Below are 23,198 nucleotides of genomic sequence, written 5' to 3' on the forward strand. Positions count from 1 at the left end.
CTGACTTTTATATTCGACACTTTTATATCCAAAATGTTTTTCTTCATCTTCTAAGTGTCCTACTTTATCATCTCAATATTCAATATTGCTTTCAAGGCCTTTTACACTTATCGGAAAATCTTCCGAGGTACTTATTAATTCTCCACTTTCCTTTGCTATCCTTATTGATATATCCTCTTTTGAAGATATATCTGAAAAGATTTCATTATCTGATAAATCTAATTGCTGATTTTGTGCTGTAACCATGTTTAGTATTATTATCTGAGTATCTTCTATATCACTATCTGCTTCCTTATACAAGCCACTTTCTACATTTTATACTCATCTCATTGTCTTCAATAATAAAATATTATATATCAATTTCTCTTTTATTTATATACATATATTATTTTTATAAATATCAAATCAGTTGTTTATTATCAAACAAATAATTTTGCAATAACCTAATATAAATTCAAAAAGAGCTGCTTTAAAAACAACTCTTTTGAGAAATATGAATAAAATTTCAAAAAGATTTTATATAAATTTCCGGTGACGACTTCCAGAAATTAAAGAATACCCGAAAAATATTTTGATGATGAAAAAATATTTTTCCTCTCGTTATTATAATAAATCTTTTTGCACCATCATTATTGCATTGTAACATTAAAATCAGATTAAAATACCATTAGAATAACATTATAAATATTGCTATAATCTAATTTTTTTAAATAAAATACTATATTTTATAAGTCTTAATAAATCTTCATTTTTTGTTTTTCCAACAAATGTAATTATGTTAAAATATTTATATAAAATTAAACTATTTTAATAATTTCTTTTAAAATGATGATTATACGAAGAGGAATTAAATGATTAGAAAAAGATCTTATGGCGCTATCATATATAGAAAATATGGTTCAGATGTTAAATTCATAGCAATCAAAAGTAAATCAAATGGATATTGGGGTTTTCCTAAAGCCTAGATGGAAAAAGGTGAAAATGAAAAAGAAACTGCCAAGCGTGAAGTCCTTGAAGAAACCTGGCTAAATATAACCTTCCTTGACGGATTTAAAACAAGAATAGAATATAAACTTCCTGAAGGAAGAATAAAAGAAGTAATTTTTTTCATAGGGAAAATATCAGATAGAATTCTAAATTCGCCAAAAGAAGAAATTCATGAATTTAAATGGCTCACCTACGATAATATGCTTAATTTATTGACCTATCAAAATAGAAGAAAGGCTTTAATGGAAGTTAATAGATTTTTAAATAATTTAAATTCAGATAAATAATAGATTTATCACAATTCAAACTATATAAGAACCATTAAATATGATATAATTAAAATAATTAACCATAAAATTATCTAAATGATGTGACACTTTATGCCTAATCTAAAAAAGGAATTTGGAGAATGTTTAATTTATACTTTTGAAGATATAAATGCAAAAATACACATAAAAAAACCGCATCTTCCTAATATGCTCCCTTTTAGGCAGACATATGAAAAACAAAAATTTGGAAATGCGGTTTTTAATATACTAAAATTATTATAATTTCGTTTAATATAATACCAAATTAATTTCTTCTAAATTAATAAATACTTTTAATAATGTCCATTTTAATTACTCTATTACCATTTAAGTAACACTGCTCCTGAAGATAGTCCTGCTCCAAAAGCTACGAACAGAATAATATCGCCTCTATTTATGAGTTTTTTCTCTAAAGCTTCATGCAATGCAATCGGAATAGTTCCTGCCTGTGTATTAGCTACTTTATCTATATTTACATAAATTTTATCTTCATCTATATTCATCTTGCCAGCAGCTGCCTTTAAAATTCTCAAATTTGCTTGATGAGGGATAATAAGTTTGATGTCACTTACTGAAATATCTGCTTTATCTACAACTTCATTCACTGCTTCCGTAAATGCTTTTGTTGCAAACCTCATTATACTTTTCCCATTCATTGTCACTTTCGCATTCCTATTATAATCTGCTTCAGAAAACGGAGTTGCCTCTATTTTATTATTACATGCAAGAGAATTATCCTTATCTATAATACAATCCAAGTGTGTTGATATAATCCCTGTATTTTCAGTATTTGATAGTACTACAGCCCCTGCTCCATCTCCAAAAAGCACCGCAGTCCCTCTATCTTGCCAATCTACAATCTGACTATTTACATCAACACCAATGACAATTGCATTTTTATAATTACAATTCTTCATTAAACTTTCAGCAACAGTAATTGCATATATAAAGCTTGAACAATTTGTATTCATATCAAAAGCTGGAGCACTTTCTATTCCCAATTCTTTTTTTATATTTGCTGCTACTGTTGGTGCACATACATCTGGTGTTCCTGTTGCGCATACAACTAATTCTATATCTGCTTTTGATATCCCACTATTTTCAAGAGCAACTCTGGCTGCTTTTGCGCCTAAATCTGTAGTAGTTTCATTTGTTGCAATATATCTTTGTTTAATTCCTGTACGAGTACTAATCCATTCATCACTAGTATCTAGAAATTTAGATAAGTCATCATTTGTTACTGCTAATCCAGGTAAGGCGCTGCCTGCTGATATTATTTGTATTCCCATTCTTTCACATCCTTACTTTATGTATATCTTTTAATATCCGAATATATTATTTAATATTTTTTTGGAATGCATTAATTATAACACACTTGTCAAATATATCTGTAGGTAACATTTAAATATAAATTTTTAGCGCTCTTATTCCTAATATTAATATATATAATACCTATAATATTTCTGTAGAGATTAAATTCAATTAACTAATGATAGCAAAGCACTATATGCACCATATATTAGATCGTTTATTTTTCCTAATTATTTAATTTTTTTAAACTTTACTATTATAAAATATTATAAATTTCTTTTTTTATATGTTAAGCAATCTTTATGTATCGTTTACATTATTTTTTATTTAAAATATTATTTTTTTCTGTTGCATTTTATCACAATATGTCGTACAATATTAATGCTATAGAGTTATTTATACATATTGAAATTACCCCTTATAAATTTCAATATCTCTTAACCCTTATATATACCCATTTATAAAAGAAACTAGAATACCCGCTAGTTTCTTTTTTATCTTTCATTTCAAGATGTTCCTTATTCGCATTAAAAAAAGAGGCTTTTTACACCTCCTGATCTTCTATAATCATTTTTTTACTTTTATTTTGTATTCACTCACTACATTATCATCATACTTCATACTTAAATCTGGTTTTTTACTGTAAACTCTTATAATAAAAGTTGTTATTCCTGATGATAAATTAATATTATCAGGATCTACCATAGCTGCCTTTCCTAATGATAAACTATTATCAATAGCATCTTTATCTAAAATTGAATCTGAAGTGAATTTAAATACTTTAATATAATCTTTATCTGGTCCTTCCATATAAATTCTTATTTTATCCGATAGAGTTTCAGCATAATAAGTTTCTCCATCCCTTACTTTATCTTCAGCGACTATCTTTCCATTTTCATTATCACTATAAATATCTATCACTCTATAATTATTATTGTTTATTAATTCCAACTTATCTAATAATATTGGCGAATCAGTTACTGTTACCCAGCAATCTGCACTTTTTTCGCTTCCATCTCTCGCTTTACATGTAATTATTGCACTGCCATCAGCCACACCTGTTACTATTCCTCTTGAGTCTACTGCAGCCACCTTTTTATTGTTTGATTTCCATATTACAGATTTATTTTTTGCTGTATTTGGAAATACTGTCTCTGTTAGTCGTGATGTATTTCCTTTTACTACATTTAATCTTAATTTATCTAATGTTATATTAGTCACTAAATCAATTACTGATACTCTGCATGTATTAAATTTTCCACTTCCATCATTTGCTGTACATGTAATTATTGCACTTCCTTCTGCCACGCCTGTTATTGTTCCACAAGAATTTACTGTAGCTACATTCGCGTCACTAGATTCCCATGTTACTCTTTGATTAGTTGCAGTACTTGGTAATACGTTTCCTGTTAAAGTTGATGTCTCTCCTTTTTCAATTTCTAAGAAATTTTCACTTAAACTTATGCCTGTTACACTTATCGAGTCTACTGAGGATCCAGTTGTTGACTCAACTATACAATCTGATTGAGTATTATTTCCATAAGTAGCCCTAGCTCTAACTACATTTGGTACACTTTCTGCAGCGTATATTTCAATTGGGCTTAGTGTTAATGTTGACACTACTATTAATAAACCTGATACTAACTTTGTTATTTTTGTTCTATTCACGCTTCCCACTTTCCTTTATATGTTATTTATTCAATTATATCACACTGTCACATTTTTAATATATAACTTTAAAAATTTATACCACTTAGTAAAATTTAGCATACATCACTATGAAGATAAAAAATTATTATAGGTATTATGCGGTATCGTCAATAAAAAGTACCACAAATTCACTTTTTGAATAATGTGGCACTTCTATCATTTATTCTATTTTTGTAAATTTACTATACTCTATTTATTTTTAAGATATTCAATATACTTATCTCCCCAAATTTCAAATTGTTCCAGTACTGGCCTAAAAGCTTTTCCTAAATCTGTTAATGAATATTCTACCTTTGGAGGGACCTCCGAATAAACATATCGATTAATCAGTCCGAAATCCTCAAGCATTCTCAATTGCTTTGTTAGGGTAGCCTGTGTAATGTCCCCTATTCTTCTTTGTAATTCTCCATAACGCAATGTTTCATCATTCAAATGATGCATAATTAATATTGACCATTTCCCCGAGAACACTTTTTGAACTGTAAAATATGGACATTTTCCAAAAAGATCATTAGTATCTTCCATCATATCTCCTTCCATAGTATCCTAATAGATACTTACACAATATAAAAATCGTACTTGTTATTTATACTATACATGTTATCATTATTGTATAATTAATTTTAGCATGCAAATGTAGGAGGAGCAATCATTATGAAAAAAGCATTGGAATTTTTAAAAGAGAGTGGTACTTTTTACTTAGCTACTACTGATGGTGATCAACCAAGAGTAAGACCATTTGGCGCTGTTTTTGAATATGAAGAAAAATTATATATTGTTACTAACAACAAAAAAGATTGTTTTAAGCAAATGTTACAAAACCCAAAGGTTGAAATCTCTACTATGAACAAAAAAGGTCAATGGATTCGTGTTGCTGGAGAAGTTGCAAATGATGATAGACGCGAAGTAAAGGAATTTGCACTAGAAGCATATCCATCCTTAAAACGCATGTACAGTCTTGATGACGGAATTTTTGCTGTTTTATACTTCACTAAAGGAACAGCTTCTATTTATTCTTTCAACGGTGAAACTGAAACATTTTCACTATAATGTATAATTAGAAAATTCAATTATCAGATATATAAAAAAGATAATATAATTATTCAATTATATTATCTTTTTTGCAAAAATTATATGTAGTTGTCATTTCTAAATTACTTTTAATGTATTATTATTGTCTATTTGCACGCCGTAACATAAATAAGTTTCATATTTATTTACTGTATTTTTTAAACAAATCATCGAGCGCTTCTCTAAGTAGAAAAGCTTCTGTTCTATCAGTTGCTTTTGAAAGCCTTGATAGTCTATCAAGCTGAGTTTTCGTAAAATAATTTGATTTTAAAACCATGCTTTCTGCTTCTGAAAGACATATTCTATTTTTTCCCAGTCCCTTTGCTCTAAATAGTGCACTGTCAGCTACTCTAAAAAGTTCTACAACATTTTTAGCATCTCTTGGATAACTCGCTACTCCAAAGCTTAATGTAAAATAAATATTTTCATCGTCATTCAAGTTAAATGTGTTATCTGATAAATACCTTCTTATTTCCTCTAGCTCCATAAAGCTTCTTTCAGCTCCTTTTTTTACGAGCAATATATTAAATTCATCACCAAATCTGCAAACCATATCTGTGGACGACAAATTATTCTTAAAGATTGAAATAAGCTTCTTTATCACCTCATCCCCAATAGACTTTCCATGTATATTATTTAAATTTTTGAAGTCATCAATATCAGCTGCCACTATACTAAAAGGACCTTCATTTTTTGATATTAGCTCTTCCATCTTTGATATTAATTCTTCCTTTGATCTAAGCGTGGTATCCATAAACAACCTCCATCTATGTTGAGTAATCCGTAAAATCACTATGTTTTCTGAATAAATATACTATAACTTAATTATACTAACATTTACATAAATATACGTCAATATTTAATAATCTATTCTATATTTTAACTAAAATTTCATATAAACATATCATATTGACATATATATGTTAACATGCTATGTTTATATGAAAGTGTTAATAAAAAATAATATTAATATCGCTGAATCATTTTGAGCGGGAGAACCAACTATTGGGGTTAATCTTATCATTTCTGATAAGTAGGGTTAATTATCTTCAATCCGAATCCGTCAGCTAATCTCGCAAGCGTTGAAGAGAAGTGTTCGTATACTATATGATATAGTTCTTTTAGTATGCCTGTAAATATTTATTGCTTAACAAGCTGTGGAGACTTCTCTACAGCTTATTATTTTGCTTAATTAATACCAAAATTTACAAGGAGGTTTATTATGTTAGAAGTATGTTTAATTGGTATTGGAAAAATCGAAAAAAATAACCAAAATGATATTTGAACAAAGATACATGAAAATTGTATTAGCTAGGTGTGGTCCTGGAACTATAAAAAAACACACGGATTTAGGACAAGTACTATGCATTCAAGAAATTGATATAACGATTGAAGGTACTAACCAACTAGATGAATTCCTTATAAAATATAGACCTGATGTTGTCGTTGATTTTCAACTTCTAAAGTTATGAAAAAATGATTAATTTATGAGAAAATTATAAAAATCTCTCCTTATTAAACAATGTAAGTGCTAAAAATAGAAAAGAGGGATAAAATTTAATGAAATTAGATAACTATAAATCTATTAACAATTATTACACTAATATAGACCGTACTAAAATATATGTAGATTTGGCTAGTAAACGTATAAAAATAATTGATACTACTAATATATCCGTTCAAAATCTAAAAAGGATAATACACTATGCTTCAAAGCAGCACCTAGGCAAAGTCATTTGTTATTGCAATATGGAGACTTCTACTTTCTTTACTAATGCAGGATTTAAATTGGAGGGTAAAATTAATGGATACTTTAAAGGCAAAGACGCACTGTGTATGTCCTACTTTATCAGCAGCGATAGAGAAATCTGTAGTAATTTTATGGAGAAAAATTCTTTAATTAATAAATGTTCAAATGTAAAAAACACATTTATTCCTAATCATAATAATTTAGATTATATTATACGAAATGCAACCAAAAATGATATTAAAGACATGATAAAATTATTTGCTACAGTTTTTTCCACATATCCTTATCCTATTTATGATGAAGAATTTTTAAGAGAAAATATGAATAAAAAAGTTTTATATAAGGTTGCTATTTATGATGGAAAAATCATCAGCATAGCCTCTGCAAACATGGATAGAGAAAATTTAAATGCAGAAATAACTGATTGTGCTACTTATCCCGCTTATGAAGGCAATGGAATATTATCAAATATTGTTCACACTCTAGAATGTGATCTTAAATTTAAAGGTTTTATAACCTTATACAGTTTATCCAGAGCCATAAATCCAAGTATCAATTATCTATTAAGCAAGCAAAATTACACATTTACAGGCCGAATTGTTAATGATTGTAACATATGTGGTACCTTTGAAGATATGAATATTTGGGTTAAAAATATAAAAAGCCAATATTATAAAAATGAGACTCTTTAATATAATTGAGTCTTATTTTTTTATATTTTTTAATACATACTTATATTAAAACGCGAAACAATATACATAAAATGTGTGATATATTTTTCTTTAATTTTAAACGGATTGAGGTAATGAAATGAAAAGAATATTAATTACTGGCTGTGGTTCCGGGCTTGGACTTGAAGCATCAATTGCTTTAGCCAGAAGAGGGCACTATGTATATGCAACAACACATACTGAAGATCAGGCCCATAGGTTAAATTCATTAAATAAAAAATATGCCCTCCCCCTAGAGAGCTTTAAACTAGATGTTTTATGTAAAGAAGATAGGATGAAAATAACAGATATTAAAATTGATGTTTTAATAAATAATGCTGCCATTGGAGATTCTGGTTCAGTAGCTGAAGTAGATATTAATAAATATATAGATACATTTGAGACTAACGTATTTTGTCCAATTGAATTAACTCAGCTTGCTTTAAAGCAGATGATTTCCAGAAGAAAAGGACGAATAATTTTCCTATCATCTTTAGCAGGCCGTTATCCAATTCCTTTTCTCTCTCCTTACTGTGCAACCAAATTTGCATTAGAAGCTATAGCCCCATCTTTGAACGAGGAACTGAAGGAACTAAGAAATGTTAATATTCCTGTAATATTAATTGAGCCCGGTAGTTATTCTACAGGATTTAATCAGAAGAATATATCTAAACAGTTTAATTGGATGAAAATAAATTCTTATTTTAAGCCTTATATCAAACAACTGGAGAAAAAACAATACAAATATTTCAAATTAAGTGAATCCTCTAATATAGATTCAATAATTAATGAATTTATTAAGGCTGTAGAAGATAAGCATCCAAAGAAAAAATATATTGCTCCAGATAGTCAAGGAGTTTTTATTAAACTAAAGAACATTTTTGCAAGAAATTAACCTTTGCTTTATTAATTAATCCTGAATTAATGATTATTTTTAATCTACTATTTTTTAAATTACAGAATAGCAGATATTATTTGCTTTCTTGCTACAGTTTACTTTCTATCACATATTAACATATGGATATATATATGCTAATATATATGTTGTATCTTTAGACTATAAAGATATAAATTAATTATATTTAGATACAGTAATAATGGAGGCAAAAAATTGGAATCAAAAAACAAACAAAATACTTATAATACATTGTTTCATTGGCATAATTTTAAATTAAAGCTTGTTTTTGAAGGAATAGGTATCGGTATCACTTCAGGTTTATTAATTGTGCTATACCGCCTTGCACTTGAAAAGGCAGGAATTATTTTAGATGATATTTACAAAATCATATCCAATAAACCTATACTCATCCTGCCATGGATTATAACTTTAATAATCATAGGATACATTGTAGGCTTAATGGTTAAAAATGAGCCTATGATTAGTGGCAGTGGAATTCCACAGATTGAAGGAGTTTTACTTAGGAAGCTTGACATGTCATGGTGGAGAGTAATAATTGGAAAATTCTTTGGAGGAGTCCTTTCAATAGGTGCTGGACTTTCCTTAGGAAGAGAAGGTCCATCTGTCCAATTAGGTGCTGCAATTGGACAAGGTTTTAGTAAAATCTTTAAAAGAATAAAGATTGAAGAAAAATATCTCATTACGAGTGGAGCTAGTGCCGGACTTGCTGCTGCATTTAATGCACCTTTAGCTGGGACAATGTTTGCATTAGAAGAAGTTCATAAAAATTTTTCACCTTTAATTTTATTATCCGCTATATCATCTGCCCTATCAGCAGATTTCATAGCTAGTGGCTTTTTAGGATTAAAACCAGTATTTAATTTCGGAAATCTTGCTTTACTTCCACTTAAATTTTATTTTTACATAATTTTATTAGGTATCATCATAGGTGTTCTAGGCGTGTTATTTAATGTAACTCTCCTAAAAACTCAAGATTTATATGTTAAGCAAACCTGGTTAAAAAAAGAATTACGAATTGTTATCCCTTTGCTACTATCAATTATCTTTGGACTTTTATTACCACAAGTTCTAGGAGGTGGACATGATCTTATAAGCTCATTAACTGTAGGAAATTTTTCTTTAAAACTTTTAGCAATTATTCTTGTTATGAAATTTCTGTTTACCATGGCAAGCTTTGGTTCTGGAGCTCCAGGTGGAATCTTTCTTCCATTACTTACAATTGGCGCTCTAATCGGAAATACCTATGGAGTAATACTTATACATTTTGCTCATTTTGATAGTATGTATACAAGTAATTTTATTATACTTGGTATGGCTGGTTACTTTGCTGCTGTAGTAAAATCCCCTATAACTGGAACTATATTAATTACAGAAATGACTGGATCCTTTAATCATTTACTTTCTTTGGCCATTGTTGCTATAATTTCTTATATAGTAGCAGATCTATTAGGTTCCAAACCAATTTATGAAGCACTGCTTGAAAGAATACTTAAAAATAGCGGTGATAAAATATCTATTGGAAATAAAAAAAATAAAGCTATTTTAGAATTTCCAGTATGTATGGGTTCAAAACTAGACGGAAAACAAATCAAAGAAATTAAATGGCCCTCTCGTTGCTTGTTAGTAGCTGTTAAACGCGGTGAGGAAGAGATAATTCCTAAAGGCGACACAATTATTTTTCCTGGTGATTATTTAATTGTACTTACTAACGAAGATAAGGCTGGTAAAATAAATGATACACTTACATTAATGAGCGAAGGTTCTGAAATGCTTAAATAAATATTTATTTTTAATGAGGAGACATATACACATTTTATAAAAAATTGTACATGTCTCCCTTTACTTAAACTAATAAAATCAACATTTTATTTTTCATACAGATGTATCTACTAGCGGATTTCTTATACAAATCCGTTACCTTTTACAAATCTTATATTCAATCCAGCTAAATATATATTGGCAGGAATAGGCGTTGCATAACCATTATTCGCAAAGTATAATCCTGGATCACCTTCTAATCTATTTATAGTAAATAAAATTATATAATTAAGTTCAGTTATATCTAAAGTATATGTCACAAAATTAACAATTGCATTGCCGTTAGATATGATAAAATTCAATGAATATTCTATTTGAATACCTTCTGATATTCCTGATTCTTTTGATTCCTTGTTTATACTAGATTCATTGGATTGTTTGTCAGAGTTTTGTGATTCCTTAGATAATTGAGATTCTTCTGATTCTCCTGTTCCTTCCTCTGTTCCAGATTTATTTAATGATTCTTTGAGACATTGATGTATTAATGAATCAATCTTTTTATCTTGATGAATTGGCTTATCTTCATCGTATTCTATAATTCCCTTTTGGATTTGATTAATAAATAATCCAATTATAAATGTTGTTATACTAATTTCAATGTTAGTATTTAATGATTCACTTGAATTGCCTTTAGAATCTTGATTGGAAGCATTCGAAGAAATAAATGCATATATCTTGTTATTATTTATATAAAGCAGATCATCATTTATTAGCAATACATTATCATTTTTCAAATATTCTGCACATGGTGGTATGACTGCCTTAGAATAGGGATTTGGATTGCATGATTTTCCCTTCTCGTCATTTGATTTTTTGCTTTTCCTATGTTTTTTGCAATTATACTTCTTCATAATTTCCACAGTTCAATATTTCTATAATATTATAATATGAATTATTATAATATTAGGTTAATAAAATCTGATATTACAACTACTATACCTCTTTCATTATCATTTCACTTGTGCCACTGCAACGACATTTAAGTTTTCTTTATACCACAATATTTATAGCTAATCTTTCCCTTCAATTCTTTATATTGCAAATAAAAATGTAGTATAATTATAAATGAAATATATAGATTTTATAATAACCATTAACTTTTCTTATTATTTGAAAGGATGAATTTCATGATAGATGAACTTAAGACGTTTATAGCTGTTGTAGAATACAAAAATTTCACTAAGGCTGCAGAAGCTATTAACTTATCGCAGCCTAGTGTCAGTTTACATATAAAACATCTTGAAGATTATTTTGATACAGTTTTGATACAACGCTCAGTTAAGCAAAAAAATATAAACATAACTCAATCAGGCTATCTTCTTTATGAACGTTCAAAACAAATTATAAAACTATTAGATGATACTAGAAATGATTTATTGGACAGCAATAACATATTAAAAGGGCAATTACATATTGGTGCAAGCCTTACAATAGGGGAATATCTACTACCTGCTTTCTTGGGAAAATTTGCAAAAGCTTATCCTGATTTGGAACTTGAAGTCACAATAGAAAATACCCAGCATATTTGTGACAAAGTTAAAACCTTTCAAGTTGATTTAGCTCTCGTTGAAGGCACGGTGCCTTCTTCAATCTTTGTAGTTAATCATTTTTATACTGATGTAATGGAGGTTGCTGTTCCTTATAATTATCCTTTAATTAATAAAAAATTTTCAGCGCAAGAATTGCAAAATCAAACATGGATCAGCAGAGAGATAGGTTCTGGAACAAGAGAGTACTTAAATCATTTCTTAACTAGTAATAATATAAATCCCAAAAATATAATTGTTTTTGGAAGTAATTATTCTATAAAAGAAGCAGTTAAAAATAACTTAGGTATTACTTTTATTTCATCTCTTGTTATTGAAAACTCATTGAAAAATAAGGAACTTTCTATTTTAGAAACACCTAACGGTTATACCCGAGAGTTTTCGTATGTACTTCCTAAAGGCATAACTCCATCAAAGGGAGCTTTGGTTTTCATAGATATGTTAAAAAATTACGTAAAAACAATGAGGAACTAAATATAATTCCTCATTATTTATTGCATTAAATCCTATTTAATACATCCGCTATGAACTTTTCTTTTCCCACTCTATCCATAACAGTAGAGATTCTTTCTCCTTTAGTGCCAACCTCTCTATAGTACTCCATTATCTTATCTACAACTGGCACTATCTCATCTTCAGAAAATATTTTTCCTAGCGAATCTCCAATTCTTATTCCTCGTCCAAATCTTCCACCAACAAATATTTCTGCTCCTTTTTCTTTTACAATAGCAGCATTTGTTTTACATACTCGGACACATTCACCACAGCTTACACATAACTCTTCATTATAAACTATTTTCTTATCTTCAACTTGCAATGCTTTTTGTCTACAGCCTTGTACACATAACCCACAACCCACGCAGTTATCTAAATTAAATTCTGGTATTGTTCTACCCATAACTCCAATATCATTTATATTAGCTTTAGCACAATTATTTGCGCAACCAACTACTCCCATTTTACATTTATGTGGCGTGTCCGTACCAAAATACTTATTTTCCAATTGTCTGCAAATTTCTTGAGTATCAATATTTCCATGAAGACATACAGTTCCTTTACAAGCAACTAAAGGCCTTACCTTCTGACCTGTACCACCATGACGTAGTCCTAATTCTTTTGCTTCTTGAATTACTTTTTCAGCATCTCCATCTTTAATCCAAGGAACTTCAATTTGAAGTCTTGTTGTAATCCCAGAATAGCCCTGTCCATATTTTTCTGCAATTTTATTAATATTATTTAACTCTTCTACTGTAAAATTACCAGCTTTACTTAAAAATCTAACGGCATAATGTTCTTTGTCATTCTGTAATAAAAATCCTAGTCCTTTCATTTCCTTTTGTCTTTTTGCGTTAACCATAATAACTATACATCTCCTTTAAAACATCCTTCATAAGTTAAAATAAAATTTTAATAAACCTAAGTATAATATAGGCACATCTATAAGTAAAATACAAATATGTAATGATAACCATTAGTATATTTAATGATTAAATATATCTTATAATGTGGATAAAATCCACTACACTCATTATCTTTCTAAAATTGTATTCTAGTACGGATCCTGTAAATTCCCATAGATTAAAAAATATAAAAACTATTTTCACTTATTCTTGACATCTTTACATCATAAGTTTATCATATTATTAATGGCATATGACATTAATAATATTTTCATATTCCATGTTCAATAATATATCTTATGGAGGTTAATTTTATGAAAATTGCATTACCATCACATAATAATAATATCGACGATCATTTCGGGCACTGTGAATATTACACACTTTTTACTGTTGATACACAATCTAAAAAAATAACAGATACTGAAATTCTTAAATCACCCGATGGTTGTGGTTGTAAATCTAATATTGCCTCAACACTTTCTGATAAAGGCGTTAAAGTTATGCTTGCAGGCAATATGGGCGAAGGTGCTATAAGAGTTTTAAATAACGCTGGAATCCAAGTATTAAGAGGATGCTCTGGAGATGTAAAAACAGTAGCTTCAAGATGGCTTGAAGGTTCTATTGCAGATTCAGGTGAGCTTTGTCACGTTCATGAATGTGATAATTAATAATTAAAAAGATTAACTAGAAGTACAGCATTTACTTCTAGTTAATCTTTTTTATAAAATATATTATTATTTTTTCTTTCCAATGATGTCCTTAATATCTTTAATATCTATAAAATGTGAGGAATCTATGTTTTCACCTGTTTTTAATAAATTGTCATCAGAGAAGCTTGCCTCTTTTATGTAAATTATATCATCATTCTTTTCAATTAAAATAACATTTGTGTAATTATTCACTATTCTAACTTTTGTAAATGATTTTTCATAAATTAGATTTACTTGTATGTCAAATATAAAAGCCGTTTCTGCCTGTTTAACTTCTATTGTATGAGCATTTATGTATTCTTCAATCTTTTTCTTTTCTTCTTGAGTTACTTCCGAAATTGCCTCCAGCTTCTTTTCAGGCCTCCCTGCTACAATTCCCGCTGCTATAGCATATTCTATACTTTTTAAATCATCTTTTCCAGAATCCATAGCTTTTTTAGCATTTTTAATAATATCACCGCTAACTTCTACAATTGCTTTTTCAGGCATTTCCCCTAATACTTTTTTCGCTTCTGCCGCAGCATATGCAATAGCAGTTAAATCAATGCTCTTATCAGCTACTAATTTTTCATTTAAGTTCCCTTGATAATTCATATAATTCAAATCATTTTTTTCCATAATTACCTCTCCTATTCACACTTTTATTTCAATTGTTATTTTATGTAAATTAAATTCATGATTTTTTAGAAACTCTTAGCTAAATTTTGACATATATACTGCTTTAATTTTATTTTACTGCATTTTTACCTTAAAGTACAAATAATTAATTTTAAATTATTGTAAATTATAAAGAATTTTATTTAATATAAAAAGATGAGAGAAAAGCAAAATAGCTATACTCTCATCTTTTATTAGAGTGTCTTTAAAAATAATGCATATTTTCTATCTGCTACATTAATATGCTGGCTAATCCACTCAGATAAAAAATCTATAATTTCTAATGTCACCTTTCTTTGATTATCATCAATATCTTCTCTAGATGCCACTTCATTTATCTTATAAACATAAAATCCATGTTCCTCCTCCTGATCATGAATATGCTCATAATTATATTTCTTTAGCATGTTTTCTTCATATTCAAAATGATACTTTGTATATTCTAGAAGCTCATCAATTATTGTCATTATCTCATCATACCTATCATACCCGTCATCAATGACCGCAATATCATAAGCCCTTCTTCCTATTTCCAATAATTTTTTATGCTGTTTATCAATTTCTTCAATATTTAAATTATATTCTTCTTTCCATTTAAATGCTGACATTCTTTCTTCCCCCTTATTTGTTAATAATCATTATCAATAAATAAATTTTATCATAATTTTTTAGCAAATGCAAATATATAGGCCTATCTTTTGGTATTTCATTTATTCTCTGTCTTAATTCACTTAATGGAATATTAACTGCATTTTTAATATGCCCATTAGAAAACTCTCCTCTTTCCCTAACATCTATTATATATGTGCCATGTTCTACAAGCCCTCTGACTAAGTCTATATTAACTTGTTTAAAATCACCATTTAAAAGATTAGAACCAACATATCCTGCATAATTGACAACATCTTTTGCAGTAGAAAAAGGCGGTGCATAAGTATCAATTGCAATATGTTGTCTTGTACTTTAAAATGCCATAAAAAATATTCTTACTCCTACAATAGCCAATGCAACTGCAAGGCTTTTAATTATTGCTGCCCCATGAATTTTTTTTGAAAGCCTAGCACCTAATTGTGCTCCAAATAGTACACCTATAGATAATGCAACAGTTTGAACCACGCTAGACTGAAGCACTCCATTTACTATATGAACTGCAGTCCCAGACAATGACATTACTGCTAAAACAAAATGTGATGTAGCTGTTGCAATATGTACTGGATAATTTAACGCATTAACAAGTACCGGAACATGTATTATCCCTCCACCTATCCCTAAGAAGCTAGACATAAAACCTACAAAAACACTTACAATAATTCCAACAATAGGATTATATGAGAAGGTGTGTTCTATACCTTCAATATCTATTACTGTTCGTGTAACATAACCTTTTTTAATTACTATATTATTATTTATTACTTCCTTCTTTGTTTTTAATATTAAGATTATTGATACTATAACTAATATCACCCCAAATATTCCATTAAAAAGCTGCCTTGGCACATACGCTGTTATTATTGATCCTAAGACTGATCCTGGAAGTGTTGCTATTGCAAAAATAATTCCAGATTTATAATCAATACGCTTCATTTTAGAATAAGCAAAAGAACCAGATAATGCATTAAAAAATACGACTGCTAAAGAAATACTAGTTATTGTATCCGGGCTCTTATCAGGATATAACAATAACAAAATAGGTACCAATATAAATCCTCCACCCGCACCAATTAAAGTTCCAAATGCTCCAACTAGAAATCCTAAAGGGGTTAACCACAAAAATTGCATCAATTAAAAAACCTTCTTTCATAATGATTTATTCACATATTAAAATAACTTTACAGCCCCTTAAGCTTTATAAATAACTCCTAAATCTAATAGCTTTCAATATATATTATACAACATCTTTTAACCATTTCGGAAATAAGTTTTTTATTTTATAAATATCGCTGTTCTTATCTGTAACCTTATCACCCATTTGAGAGGACTATGATCATTTCTAATAGTTTTATTTATCATTTTTAATTTAAAGTTCAATTAAAAACAAATAGTAATCTAATTAAGTAAAAAAATAGCAGGCTTATATACTTAGAAATATAAAGCCTGCTACTTTCTTTTTTATTATATTACCACTCTCTACCATTATCGCTTGCCATAGAGTTAACCGTACCTTTAGGGTATAAGACCGAATAATGGTCTAACTTAGGATCATTATCACTATCACTAGGTGCCTTAAACACAAATAAAATTTTAAAGTCTTCTCCTGATACATAGCCTATAATTTTTTCTCCACTTGATGTTACATCATGAGGAGGTGTTCCAAAAAAGTCTTCAACCATTGAAAGAGAAATCTGATTTAAACGCTGATCAAAGGATCTAATTTCAAAGATTCTGCCACCTTTGTTAGAGCCAAAAACAACATTGTTTTTGGAATAAGTAGAGTAATTTCCTTTAGCATCTGCTACCCATTCTGACTTATCTTCTTTTCCGAGTTTCTCCTCTACTTCCTGTATGTTTGACGTTCCTGCTTGATAATCCGAATTAATGATCTTTCCTTCTTGTGCTTTTGTCTTAATATCATTAAGAATAGTTTTCTCTGAATTATCTTCAGATTTTTTTGTTTCATTATTTTTATTAGTGTCGCTATTATCTCCTGATTCAGATTGAGCATTAGATGAGTCTGAGACTTTATCATTGCTTTGAATGTTATTTGTTTTATCATCTGATGATTTATTTACACTCGAGCAGCCAGCCACTATAGTTAAAGAAAGAACTATTGTAGCGGCCAAAGTTAGCCTTTTATTAAATAACAACTTCATAAGTTTTTTAGAGAATTTAAAAATAATATTTTGTTTCACCAACTCATCCCATCCTTTCTTATTGTGTCAAAGTTAATATACATGGCTATTAATTAAAAAATGGATATTCTCATATAATAATTATATTCTTCTTTTACTTTTTCTATGGTAACTGAAAAGCAAAAATATTATCCATATAACTACTCCGGCTAAACTAACTAATTGAGCCATTCTAATATTTCCAAGCATTAAGCTATCTGTTCTCATTCCTTCAATTACGAAACGACCTATAGAATATAGACCTATGTATGAGAAAAATACTATACCATTTGTTTTGCTTTTTCTTAACATAATCATTAATATTATAAAAATAAGTATATTCCAAACAGATTCATATAAAAAAGTTGGATTATAATATACTCCATTTATATTCATACCATTTTGAATAAACATTGGGAAATGCTTAATAAATTCATAGCTTACTGCATCTCCATGAGCTTCTTGATTAAAGAAATTTCCCCATCGCCCTAAAGCTTGAGCTAAAATTATAGAAGGAGCTGCTACATCTGCAAATCTAATAAAGCTTAATTTTTTTCTTGTTGTATAAATCAAAGCTGTTACTATAGCAAAAATAAGTCCTCCATGTATCGCAAGTCCTCCATTTCTTATATTAAAAGCATCCATAATATTATCCTTATAATTGTCAAACTCAAATACTACATAATACAACCTAGCACCTATTATTCCAATTGGAATAGCTAATAATACAATGTTTAATAAATTATCATAATCAACGTCTCTCCATTTACAGTTGTAATTTGATATTAAAATCCCAAGTATCATTCCTGTTGCAATTAATATACCATACCACCTAATACCAAATCCTCCAATTGAAAACGCCACTGGATTCATAAATTTCACTTCCTCATCTTTTAGTTTAATATCTTTTGAATAACTATAGCACATGCTCCCACAGATATAGATGTATCTTCAAAATGCCCTCCATTACTAAACTCAATATTATTATTTTCTATATGAGATTTTTTCAAAGCTATCTCTTTTGATAAATCATAAAACAACTTTGAATTTTGAACTAATGGTCCACTTAAAATTATTAATTCTGGATTAAACAGTTTTATATAATTCGAAAGTCCTATTCCAAAATATAAAGCTGAATTTTTAATAATATTAATAGCAACTTCATTTTCCCTTTCAGCTAAACTGCAGACATCTCTATAATTAATACTGCTTAAATTTTTATTTAATCTTAGTGACTTCATTCCTCTAATTTCATCAATAAATTTTTGAGTTATGTTTGATATGGATACATAATTTTCTATGCATCCATAATTGCCACAGGCGCATTTCAGCCCATTCACATCTACAATCATGTGTCCAAATGCATCTTCTGAATTGTTAATTGTACGAATTAAAACACCAGATGATATAACCCCAGTTCTTATTCCTACTCCACAGTTTATATATGCTATATTTTTTTTGCCTTTTCCAATTCCAAAATTATATTCCCCTACAACTGCGGCATTAGCACCGTTATCTACACATATTAATGTATTTAATTCTTCTTTTAGTGTATCACATAATGACTTAACATTAAATCCCCCAACTATTCCTATACCAATTCCAACGATATCTGGATTGTGTATTTCTAATCTCATGCACAATTCTTTTATAGCATCAGGTATGGTTTCTGATATAGTTTCCATATTATATTCATGACTTAATAATCTTTCTTTTATTATCTTTAATTTTAAATTTGTTATAACTATTTTAGTATAAGTTCGCGAAATGTCAATTCCAATAATATAAAATTTTCCTTGATTTACATCATATAAAGTTGGTTTTCTTCCCCCTAGTGATTGTCCAAGATCACTTTCAACAATGATTTTTTCATTAAGTAATATTTTAAGATCTCTGTTTAGTGTAGTTAATTTAATGTCTGTTATATCAATTAATTCATTTTTAGTTATAGGTCCATTTTTCTGTATAATACTAAATATATATTTACATCTATCATTTAATGATTCAAAACCATTATATGCTCTCAAGAAACTCGCTTCCTTTCTTGATATAATGATATCATCTTTTAACCATTCCGGAAATAAGTTTTAATATATTTAACAAAATTGTAACTTTATTTTACTAAAAGATGCTTGATGAAAGCATTTTAATTTATCAGAATAAAATTTAATATTCTGTGACAATATCACATTGCTATCTTCTTTTTTTGTAATATAATAAATTTAATATTATATTTTAAATTTATATTCACCATAATTAACTATAATTCTAGGAGGTGTATTTTAAATAATGACACATAAATTTGATGCAAAGAACAAACATAAACTCGATAACGAACAAAGAAGAAAACTCCTACCACCAGAGGAAACTCTTATTAATCTTAATTTACAAAAAGGAGATATAGTCGCTGATATAGGCTGTGGAATCGGGTATTTTACTATTCCTGCTTCTAAAATTGTAGGTCCAGACGGTAAAGTTTTTGCCATGGATATATTATCTGAAATGCTTCAAGATGTTGAGAAAAAAATTAAAGAAAATAGTATTTTAAATATAGAGACTGTTCTAACAGATGAGAATAATTTAAAGCTAAAAGATAATAGCGTAACTTTTGCTTTTATCAGTAACGTACTTCACGAAGCTAGTGAAAAGGAAGGCTTCTTAAATGAAATAAGAAGAATTATATCTCCTGGCGGAAAGATAGCTATTGTTGAATGGGCAAAAGTCAATAGTGAATTTGGCCCTCCAATTGATCATAGATTGGACAAAATGGAATTAGTAAAATTATTAAATATATATGAATTTTCAAATATAACAACTCTAGATATCGGTGATAACTTTTATGGCATAACAGCCCAAAAATAACGAGTAATAACGCGTAACATTAAGTTACGCGTATACCAAAATTAATTTTTAATTATATATTCTATATGATTTAAACCAAGTCTTAACTACATAAATCCACCATTAACACGCAAAGTCTGTCCTGTTACCCATTGCGCTTTATCACTAATCAAAAATTCAACTACATTAGCAATATCTTCAACTTCTCCAAGACGTTTAAACGCATTTAAGTTTTTCATACCTTCAATTAATTCTTCAGTTTTTCCATTTGTAAAAAGCTCAGTATTAACTGGACCTGGAGCAATTGCATTAATTGTAATTTGTTTTGGTCCAAATTCTTTTGCTAGTTGTCTTGTTATTTGCTCAACAGCTCCTTTTGTAGATGCATAAAGACTATATCCAGGCATCATAGCTCCAGCAACTGAAGTTGAAAAATTGAGTATTCTCCCGTTATTCTCCATAAGCTTCATAGCTTCTTTACATGCAAAAAAAGTTCCTTTTACATTTATTTCATAATGCCTGTCAAATTCCTCTTCAGTTACATCTAAAAGCGGTACAGTTTTCATTACACCAGCATTATTTATAAGAATATTTATCTTACCAAATTTATCAACTGTTTCCTTGAATAACTTTTCTACTTCTGCTACCTTGCTTATATCTGCTTTAATAGCGACAGCCTCTCCACCTTTTCTTATTATGCTGTTAACAACTTCTGCTGCCTTTTCTTCACTGTTTGAAAAATTCACTACTACCTTAGCTCCTGAATCAGCTAACTGCCTAGCTATTGCACTTCCTATTCCCCTTGATGCTCCTGTTACTATTGCTACTTTTCCTTCTAAATTTTTCATTTATATCATCCTTCCTTTAATTGATCTTATATATAAATTATAAGTTATAAAACTATATAACCAGTAGAACATTAATATAATATCCTTGCCCAATCCTGCAAATAATATTAAAATTATTAATATAGTATAATCTGTAAAGGAAGTGGAACATAACATGAATAATATAAATGAAGATAACACGATATCAGCTAAACAGAAAGAACTAGCTCATTTAATAGAACAGTTTGCTACTAAAGACGGCTTTAATTCAACTGCCATTCCGGCTTTAGATTTAATCCGTGCTTCAAACGAGCATGAACAGCTGTTTAGTATTTACGAGCCTTCCTTATGCATAATTGCCCAAGGTTCAAAAGTTGTATTGCTCGGTACGGAAACTTACAAATATGATCCTACTTCTTATTTGGTTGCCTCTGTAAAATTGCCTGTCACTTGTAAAATATTAGAAGCTACCCCAAAGCATCCTTATCTTTGCATTAATCTCACTTTTACTTCTGATCAAATCTTACAAATACTTAAAGAATCTCAGGATGTTTTTAGTGAAAATGATAATTTAGGAAAAGGTGTTGTAGTAAATAAAACCAATTCTATACTTCTTGACGCTGCAATAAGGCTTGTAAATCTTTTAAATAGGCCTAAAGATATACCTGTTTTAGCACCATTATTTATTCATGAAATACTTTATTACATTCTTCAGGATAATCAAGGTTATCTAGTTAATCAATTTATAGGCAGTAGTAACAATACACATTCAATAGCAAAAGCTATTCATTTAATTAATAATAATTTTTCTAAACCATTACGTATTAGCGACTTAGCTAAAAATTTGAATATGAGTCCTTCTTCTTTACATCATCAATTCAAGGAGGTTACAGCCATGAGTCCACTACAATATCAAAAGCAAATACGCTTACAAGAAGCACGTCGCATTCTTCTTTCTGGTGTAACTGAAGCTGCTGAAGCTGGATTTCAAGTTGGCTATGAAAGTCCTTCCCAGTTCAGTCGTGAGTATACCAGAATGTTTGGTATGCCACCTATAAATGATATGAAACGCCTTAAAAATAGAAATATTGATTTCATATAATATATAGTTTCTTAAGTCATCAATCTGCTTATTAACTTATATATTACCATTACCATATAACAAATTAACCTTCTACATGATACAAGATGAACTGTATCATGTAGAAGGTTATACTAATAATCTAACCTTTAAAAGTATTCCATCAGAACCTATACCAAAGTTTACATTACATATTCTCTTAATTGCATTTTCAGTAATTTCAAAATTTATTTTTTCTTCATTTAAAACAATATACTCATTCCCCAAGCCATGAGTCTTTACAAAAAAATTATTATTCATTGCTTTCTCCTTTATTGCTATCAAAACTGTATTTATCTATACTTTATAATATTTTATAATTATAACATAAGACAAGCTTTTAGTAGTGGCTTTTTAAGATAGCAACTATGATAATTTCTCTATTGATAACAATTTAGGATTATCTTCTTCTTGAACTCTTACATATACTTTAGCCATCTTCATTTGTAGATTTCTTATTAAAGTCTTTACTTCGCATATAAAGTAATAATCTTCTTCCCCCTTTTTAACTACTGTTATTGGTTTAAAACTCAATCCATTTATTCCATCCAATGCTATTTTCAACATCTGCTTTTCTTTTTCTGTAATTGTACTTTCTACTTCTAATTCTTTCATAATACTATCACCTCTATATAGTATTAAATCTTACTATCCGTTTTTGTCAGTTGCTTGTCAATAACA

27 protein-coding genes, 1 pseudogene and 1 riboswitch are annotated in these 23,198 nt (G+C 28.8%); of the genes and pseudogenes, 11 read left to right on the top strand and 17 right to left on the bottom strand.

The annotated features are described in order from the left end of the window. Positions 1–72: 72 nt before the first annotated feature. A complete protein-coding gene (locus tag CDLVIII_RS32305) occupies positions 73–300 on the bottom strand; it encodes a hypothetical protein (protein ID WP_050816285.1) in 228 nt (75 codons plus the stop codon). Between the two features lie 665 nt (positions 301–965). Between CDLVIII_RS32305 and CDLVIII_RS21845 the strand changes: the two genes are divergently transcribed. Both CDLVIII_RS21845 and CDLVIII_RS31570 read left to right on the top strand, forming a co-directional pair. Then, entirely contained in the window at positions 966–1,274 is a 309-nt protein-coding gene (locus tag CDLVIII_RS21845) for an NUDIX domain-containing protein (RefSeq protein WP_050816286.1), read from the top strand. 93 nt (positions 1,275–1,367) lie between these two features. Then, complete coding sequence (locus CDLVIII_RS31570; protein WP_186005520.1) at positions 1,368–1,538, top strand: hypothetical protein; 171 nt, start codon at positions 1,368–1,370, stop codon at positions 1,536–1,538. Positions 1,539–1,615: 77 nt separating this feature from the next. Here the strand turns inward: CDLVIII_RS31570 and CDLVIII_RS21850 are convergent, their stop codons facing one another. The 3 genes from CDLVIII_RS21850 to CDLVIII_RS21860 form a co-directional block, all read right to left on the bottom strand. Further along, complete coding sequence (locus tag CDLVIII_RS21850) at positions 1,616–2,584, bottom strand: beta-ketoacyl-ACP synthase III (protein WP_009171648.1); 969 nt, start codon at positions 2,582–2,584, stop codon at positions 1,616–1,618. Between the two features lie 589 nt (positions 2,585–3,173). Next, positions 3,174–4,274, bottom strand: coding sequence for an Ig-like domain-containing protein (locus tag CDLVIII_RS29450; protein ID WP_009171649.1), 1,101 nt, complete (start codon positions 4,272–4,274; stop codon positions 3,174–3,176). 231 nt (positions 4,275–4,505) lie between these two features. Next, a complete protein-coding gene (locus CDLVIII_RS21860; protein ID WP_009171650.1) occupies positions 4,506–4,841 on the bottom strand; it encodes a helix-turn-helix domain-containing protein in 336 nt (111 codons plus the stop codon). Between the two features lie 129 nt (positions 4,842–4,970). Here CDLVIII_RS21860 and CDLVIII_RS21865 point away from each other — a divergent pair, with 129 nt between their 5' ends. Continuing rightward, positions 4,971–5,366, top strand: a complete 396-nt coding sequence (locus tag CDLVIII_RS21865) for a pyridoxamine 5'-phosphate oxidase family protein (RefSeq protein WP_009171651.1) — start codon at positions 4,971–4,973, stop codon at positions 5,364–5,366. 163 nt (positions 5,367–5,529) lie between these two features. On the opposite strand, the gene CDLVIII_RS21870 is transcribed toward CDLVIII_RS21865, so the two are convergent. After that, on the bottom strand, positions 5,530–6,141 hold the full coding sequence (locus tag CDLVIII_RS21870) for a GGDEF domain-containing protein (protein WP_009171652.1): 612 nt from the start codon (positions 6,139–6,141) through the stop codon (positions 5,530–5,532). Between the two features lie 209 nt (positions 6,142–6,350). After that, positions 6,351–6,484: riboswitch (cyclic di-AMP (ydaO/yuaA leader) on the top strand. 150 nt (positions 6,485–6,634) lie between these two features. Here CDLVIII_RS21870 and CDLVIII_RS21875 point away from each other — a divergent pair. From CDLVIII_RS21875 to clcA, 4 genes are all read left to right on the top strand, one after another. After that, positions 6,635–6,859, top strand: a complete 225-nt coding sequence (locus CDLVIII_RS21875; protein WP_009171653.1) for a dihydrodipicolinate reductase — start codon at positions 6,635–6,637, stop codon at positions 6,857–6,859. 88 nt (positions 6,860–6,947) lie between these two features. Continuing rightward, positions 6,948–7,829 (top strand): putative beta-lysine N-acetyltransferase, encoded by an 882-nt coding sequence (gene ablB / locus CDLVIII_RS21880; protein ID WP_009171654.1) that lies wholly within the window; start codon positions 6,948–6,950, stop codon positions 7,827–7,829. Positions 7,830–7,947: 118 nt separating this feature from the next. Continuing rightward, positions 7,948–8,742 (top strand): SDR family NAD(P)-dependent oxidoreductase, encoded by a 795-nt coding sequence (locus CDLVIII_RS21885; RefSeq protein ID WP_009171655.1) that lies wholly within the window; start codon positions 7,948–7,950, stop codon positions 8,740–8,742. Positions 8,743–8,958: 216 nt separating this feature from the next. Beyond that, the gene (clcA, locus tag CDLVIII_RS21890; protein WP_009171656.1) at positions 8,959–10,545 is read left to right on the top strand and encodes a H(+)/Cl(-) exchange transporter ClcA; all 1,587 of its coding nucleotides are present in this window, start codon (positions 8,959–8,961) and stop codon (positions 10,543–10,545) included. 122 nt (positions 10,546–10,667) lie between these two features. Here clcA and CDLVIII_RS21895 read toward each other — a convergent pair whose 3' ends face one another. After that, complete coding sequence (locus CDLVIII_RS21895) at positions 10,668–11,435, bottom strand: hypothetical protein (protein WP_009171657.1); 768 nt, start codon at positions 11,433–11,435, stop codon at positions 10,668–10,670. Positions 11,436–11,711: 276 nt separating this feature from the next. On the opposite strand from CDLVIII_RS21895, the gene CDLVIII_RS21900 reads away from it, so the two are divergent. After that, on the top strand, positions 11,712–12,605 hold the full coding sequence (locus CDLVIII_RS21900; protein WP_009171658.1) for a LysR substrate-binding domain-containing protein: 894 nt from the start codon (positions 11,712–11,714) through the stop codon (positions 12,603–12,605). Positions 12,606–12,630: 25 nt separating this feature from the next. Here CDLVIII_RS21900 and CDLVIII_RS21905 read toward each other — a convergent pair whose 3' ends face one another. Continuing rightward, positions 12,631–13,491, bottom strand: a complete 861-nt coding sequence (locus CDLVIII_RS21905; RefSeq protein ID WP_242836030.1) for a 4Fe-4S binding protein — start codon at positions 13,489–13,491, stop codon at positions 12,631–12,633. Positions 13,492–13,845: 354 nt separating this feature from the next. Here CDLVIII_RS21905 and CDLVIII_RS21910 point away from each other — a divergent pair, with 354 nt between their 5' ends. Next, a complete protein-coding gene (locus tag CDLVIII_RS21910) occupies positions 13,846–14,202 on the top strand; it encodes a NifB/NifX family molybdenum-iron cluster-binding protein (protein ID WP_009171660.1) in 357 nt (118 codons plus the stop codon). A 66-nt stretch (positions 14,203–14,268) separates the two neighbouring features. On the opposite strand, the gene CDLVIII_RS21915 is transcribed toward CDLVIII_RS21910, so the two are convergent. From CDLVIII_RS21915 to CDLVIII_RS21940, 7 genes and pseudogenes are all read right to left on the bottom strand, one after another. After that, positions 14,269–14,862 (bottom strand): hypothetical protein, encoded by a 594-nt coding sequence (locus tag CDLVIII_RS21915; RefSeq protein WP_009171661.1) that lies wholly within the window; start codon positions 14,860–14,862, stop codon positions 14,269–14,271. A gap of 233 nt (positions 14,863–15,095) precedes the next feature. Beyond that, complete coding sequence (locus CDLVIII_RS21920; protein WP_009171662.1) at positions 15,096–15,509, bottom strand: bacteriohemerythrin; 414 nt, start codon at positions 15,507–15,509, stop codon at positions 15,096–15,098. Between the two features lie 67 nt (positions 15,510–15,576). Further along, a pseudogene (locus CDLVIII_RS30215) lies at positions 15,577–15,843 on the bottom strand (rhodanese-like domain-containing protein); the annotation flags it as partial. Between the two features lie 21 nt (positions 15,844–15,864). Next, the gene (locus CDLVIII_RS21925) at positions 15,865–16,683 is read right to left on the bottom strand and encodes a sulfite exporter TauE/SafE family protein (protein WP_035301887.1); all 819 of its coding nucleotides are present in this window, start codon (positions 16,681–16,683) and stop codon (positions 15,865–15,867) included. A gap of 335 nt (positions 16,684–17,018) precedes the next feature. Beyond that, entirely contained in the window at positions 17,019–17,711 is a 693-nt protein-coding gene (locus CDLVIII_RS21930; protein ID WP_035302504.1) for a YjgB family protein, read from the bottom strand. A 120-nt stretch (positions 17,712–17,831) separates the two neighbouring features. Beyond that, the gene (gene lgt / locus CDLVIII_RS21935; RefSeq protein ID WP_009171665.1) at positions 17,832–18,602 is read right to left on the bottom strand and encodes a prolipoprotein diacylglyceryl transferase; all 771 of its coding nucleotides are present in this window, start codon (positions 18,600–18,602) and stop codon (positions 17,832–17,834) included. Between the two features lie 20 nt (positions 18,603–18,622). Continuing rightward, entirely contained in the window at positions 18,623–19,756 is a 1,134-nt protein-coding gene (locus CDLVIII_RS21940) for an ROK family protein (protein ID WP_009171666.1), read from the bottom strand. Positions 19,757–20,018: 262 nt separating this feature from the next. Between CDLVIII_RS21940 and CDLVIII_RS21945 the strand changes: the two genes are divergently transcribed. Next, the gene (locus tag CDLVIII_RS21945; RefSeq protein ID WP_009171667.1) at positions 20,019–20,591 is read left to right on the top strand and encodes a class I SAM-dependent methyltransferase; all 573 of its coding nucleotides are present in this window, start codon (positions 20,019–20,021) and stop codon (positions 20,589–20,591) included. Between the two features lie 86 nt (positions 20,592–20,677). Here the strand turns inward: CDLVIII_RS21945 and CDLVIII_RS21950 are convergent, their stop codons facing one another. Next, entirely contained in the window at positions 20,678–21,418 is a 741-nt protein-coding gene (locus CDLVIII_RS21950) for an SDR family oxidoreductase (RefSeq protein ID WP_009171668.1), read from the bottom strand. A gap of 154 nt (positions 21,419–21,572) precedes the next feature. Here CDLVIII_RS21950 and CDLVIII_RS21955 point away from each other — a divergent pair, with 154 nt between their 5' ends. Continuing rightward, positions 21,573–22,499, top strand: coding sequence for an AraC family transcriptional regulator (locus CDLVIII_RS21955; RefSeq protein WP_009171669.1), 927 nt, complete (start codon positions 21,573–21,575; stop codon positions 22,497–22,499). A gap of 108 nt (positions 22,500–22,607) precedes the next feature. Here CDLVIII_RS21955 and CDLVIII_RS21960 read toward each other — a convergent pair whose 3' ends face one another. Together CDLVIII_RS21960 and CDLVIII_RS21965 are read right to left on the bottom strand one after the other, a co-directional pair. After that, positions 22,608–22,778 (bottom strand): diaminopimelate epimerase, encoded by a 171-nt coding sequence (locus CDLVIII_RS21960; RefSeq protein WP_009171670.1) that lies wholly within the window; start codon positions 22,776–22,778, stop codon positions 22,608–22,610. Positions 22,779–22,883: 105 nt separating this feature from the next. Next, the gene (locus CDLVIII_RS21965) at positions 22,884–23,132 is read right to left on the bottom strand and encodes a hypothetical protein (RefSeq protein WP_009171671.1); all 249 of its coding nucleotides are present in this window, start codon (positions 23,130–23,132) and stop codon (positions 22,884–22,886) included. Positions 23,133–23,198: the final 66 nt, after the last annotated feature.

It is taken from the genome of Clostridium sp. DL-VIII (assembly GCF_000230835.1).
In the GTDB taxonomy this organism is placed as follows: domain Bacteria; phylum Bacillota; class Clostridia; order Clostridiales; family Clostridiaceae; genus Clostridium.

What these genes read in the sequence shown, in the direction of transcription:
- CDLVIII_RS21945 (WP_009171667.1), top strand. Translation starts at nt 20,019, where the DNA reads ATGACACATAAATTTGATGCAAAGAACAAACATAAACTCGATAACGAA.
- CDLVIII_RS21895 (WP_009171657.1), bottom strand. Translation starts at nt 11,435, where the DNA reads ATGAAGAAGTATAATTGCAAAAAACATAGGAAAAGCAAAAAATCAAAT.
- lgt (WP_009171665.1), bottom strand. Translation starts at nt 18,602, where the DNA reads ATGAATCCAGTGGCGTTTTCAATTGGAGGATTTGGTATTAGGTGGTAT.
- CDLVIII_RS21900 (WP_009171658.1), top strand. Translation starts at nt 11,712, where the DNA reads ATGATAGATGAACTTAAGACGTTTATAGCTGTTGTAGAATACAAAAAT.
- ablB (WP_009171654.1), top strand. Translation starts at nt 6,948, where the DNA reads ATGAAATTAGATAACTATAAATCTATTAACAATTATTACACTAATATA.
- CDLVIII_RS21865 (WP_009171651.1), top strand. Translation starts at nt 4,971, where the DNA reads ATGAAAAAAGCATTGGAATTTTTAAAAGAGAGTGGTACTTTTTACTTA.
- CDLVIII_RS21965 (WP_009171671.1), bottom strand. Translation starts at nt 23,132, where the DNA reads ATGAAAGAATTAGAAGTAGAAAGTACAATTACAGAAAAAGAAAAGCAG.
- CDLVIII_RS21850 (WP_009171648.1), bottom strand. Translation starts at nt 2,584, where the DNA reads ATGGGAATACAAATAATATCAGCAGGCAGCGCCTTACCTGGATTAGCA.
- CDLVIII_RS21860 (WP_009171650.1), bottom strand. Translation starts at nt 4,841, where the DNA reads ATGGAAGATACTAATGATCTTTTTGGAAAATGTCCATATTTTACAGTT.
- CDLVIII_RS31570 (WP_186005520.1), top strand. Translation starts at nt 1,368, where the DNA reads ATGCCTAATCTAAAAAAGGAATTTGGAGAATGTTTAATTTATACTTTT.
- CDLVIII_RS21885 (WP_009171655.1), top strand. Translation starts at nt 7,948, where the DNA reads ATGAAAAGAATATTAATTACTGGCTGTGGTTCCGGGCTTGGACTTGAA.
- CDLVIII_RS21910 (WP_009171660.1), top strand. Translation starts at nt 13,846, where the DNA reads ATGAAAATTGCATTACCATCACATAATAATAATATCGACGATCATTTC.
- CDLVIII_RS21920 (WP_009171662.1), bottom strand. Translation starts at nt 15,509, where the DNA reads ATGTCAGCATTTAAATGGAAAGAAGAATATAATTTAAATATTGAAGAA.
- CDLVIII_RS21915 (WP_009171661.1), bottom strand. Translation starts at nt 14,862, where the DNA reads ATGGAAAAAAATGATTTGAATTATATGAATTATCAAGGGAACTTAAAT.
- CDLVIII_RS21955 (WP_009171669.1), top strand. Translation starts at nt 21,573, where the DNA reads ATGAATAATATAAATGAAGATAACACGATATCAGCTAAACAGAAAGAA.
- CDLVIII_RS21845 (WP_050816286.1), top strand. Translation starts at nt 966, where the DNA reads ATGGAAAAAGGTGAAAATGAAAAAGAAACTGCCAAGCGTGAAGTCCTT.
- CDLVIII_RS21870 (WP_009171652.1), bottom strand. Translation starts at nt 6,141, where the DNA reads ATGGATACCACGCTTAGATCAAAGGAAGAATTAATATCAAAGATGGAA.
- CDLVIII_RS21960 (WP_009171670.1), bottom strand. Translation starts at nt 22,778, where the DNA reads ATGAATAATAATTTTTTTGTAAAGACTCATGGCTTGGGGAATGAGTAT.
- CDLVIII_RS21950 (WP_009171668.1), bottom strand. Translation starts at nt 21,418, where the DNA reads ATGAAAAATTTAGAAGGAAAAGTAGCAATAGTAACAGGAGCATCAAGG.
- CDLVIII_RS21930 (WP_035302504.1), bottom strand. Translation starts at nt 17,711, where the DNA reads ATGAAGTTGTTATTTAATAAAAGGCTAACTTTGGCCGCTACAATAGTT.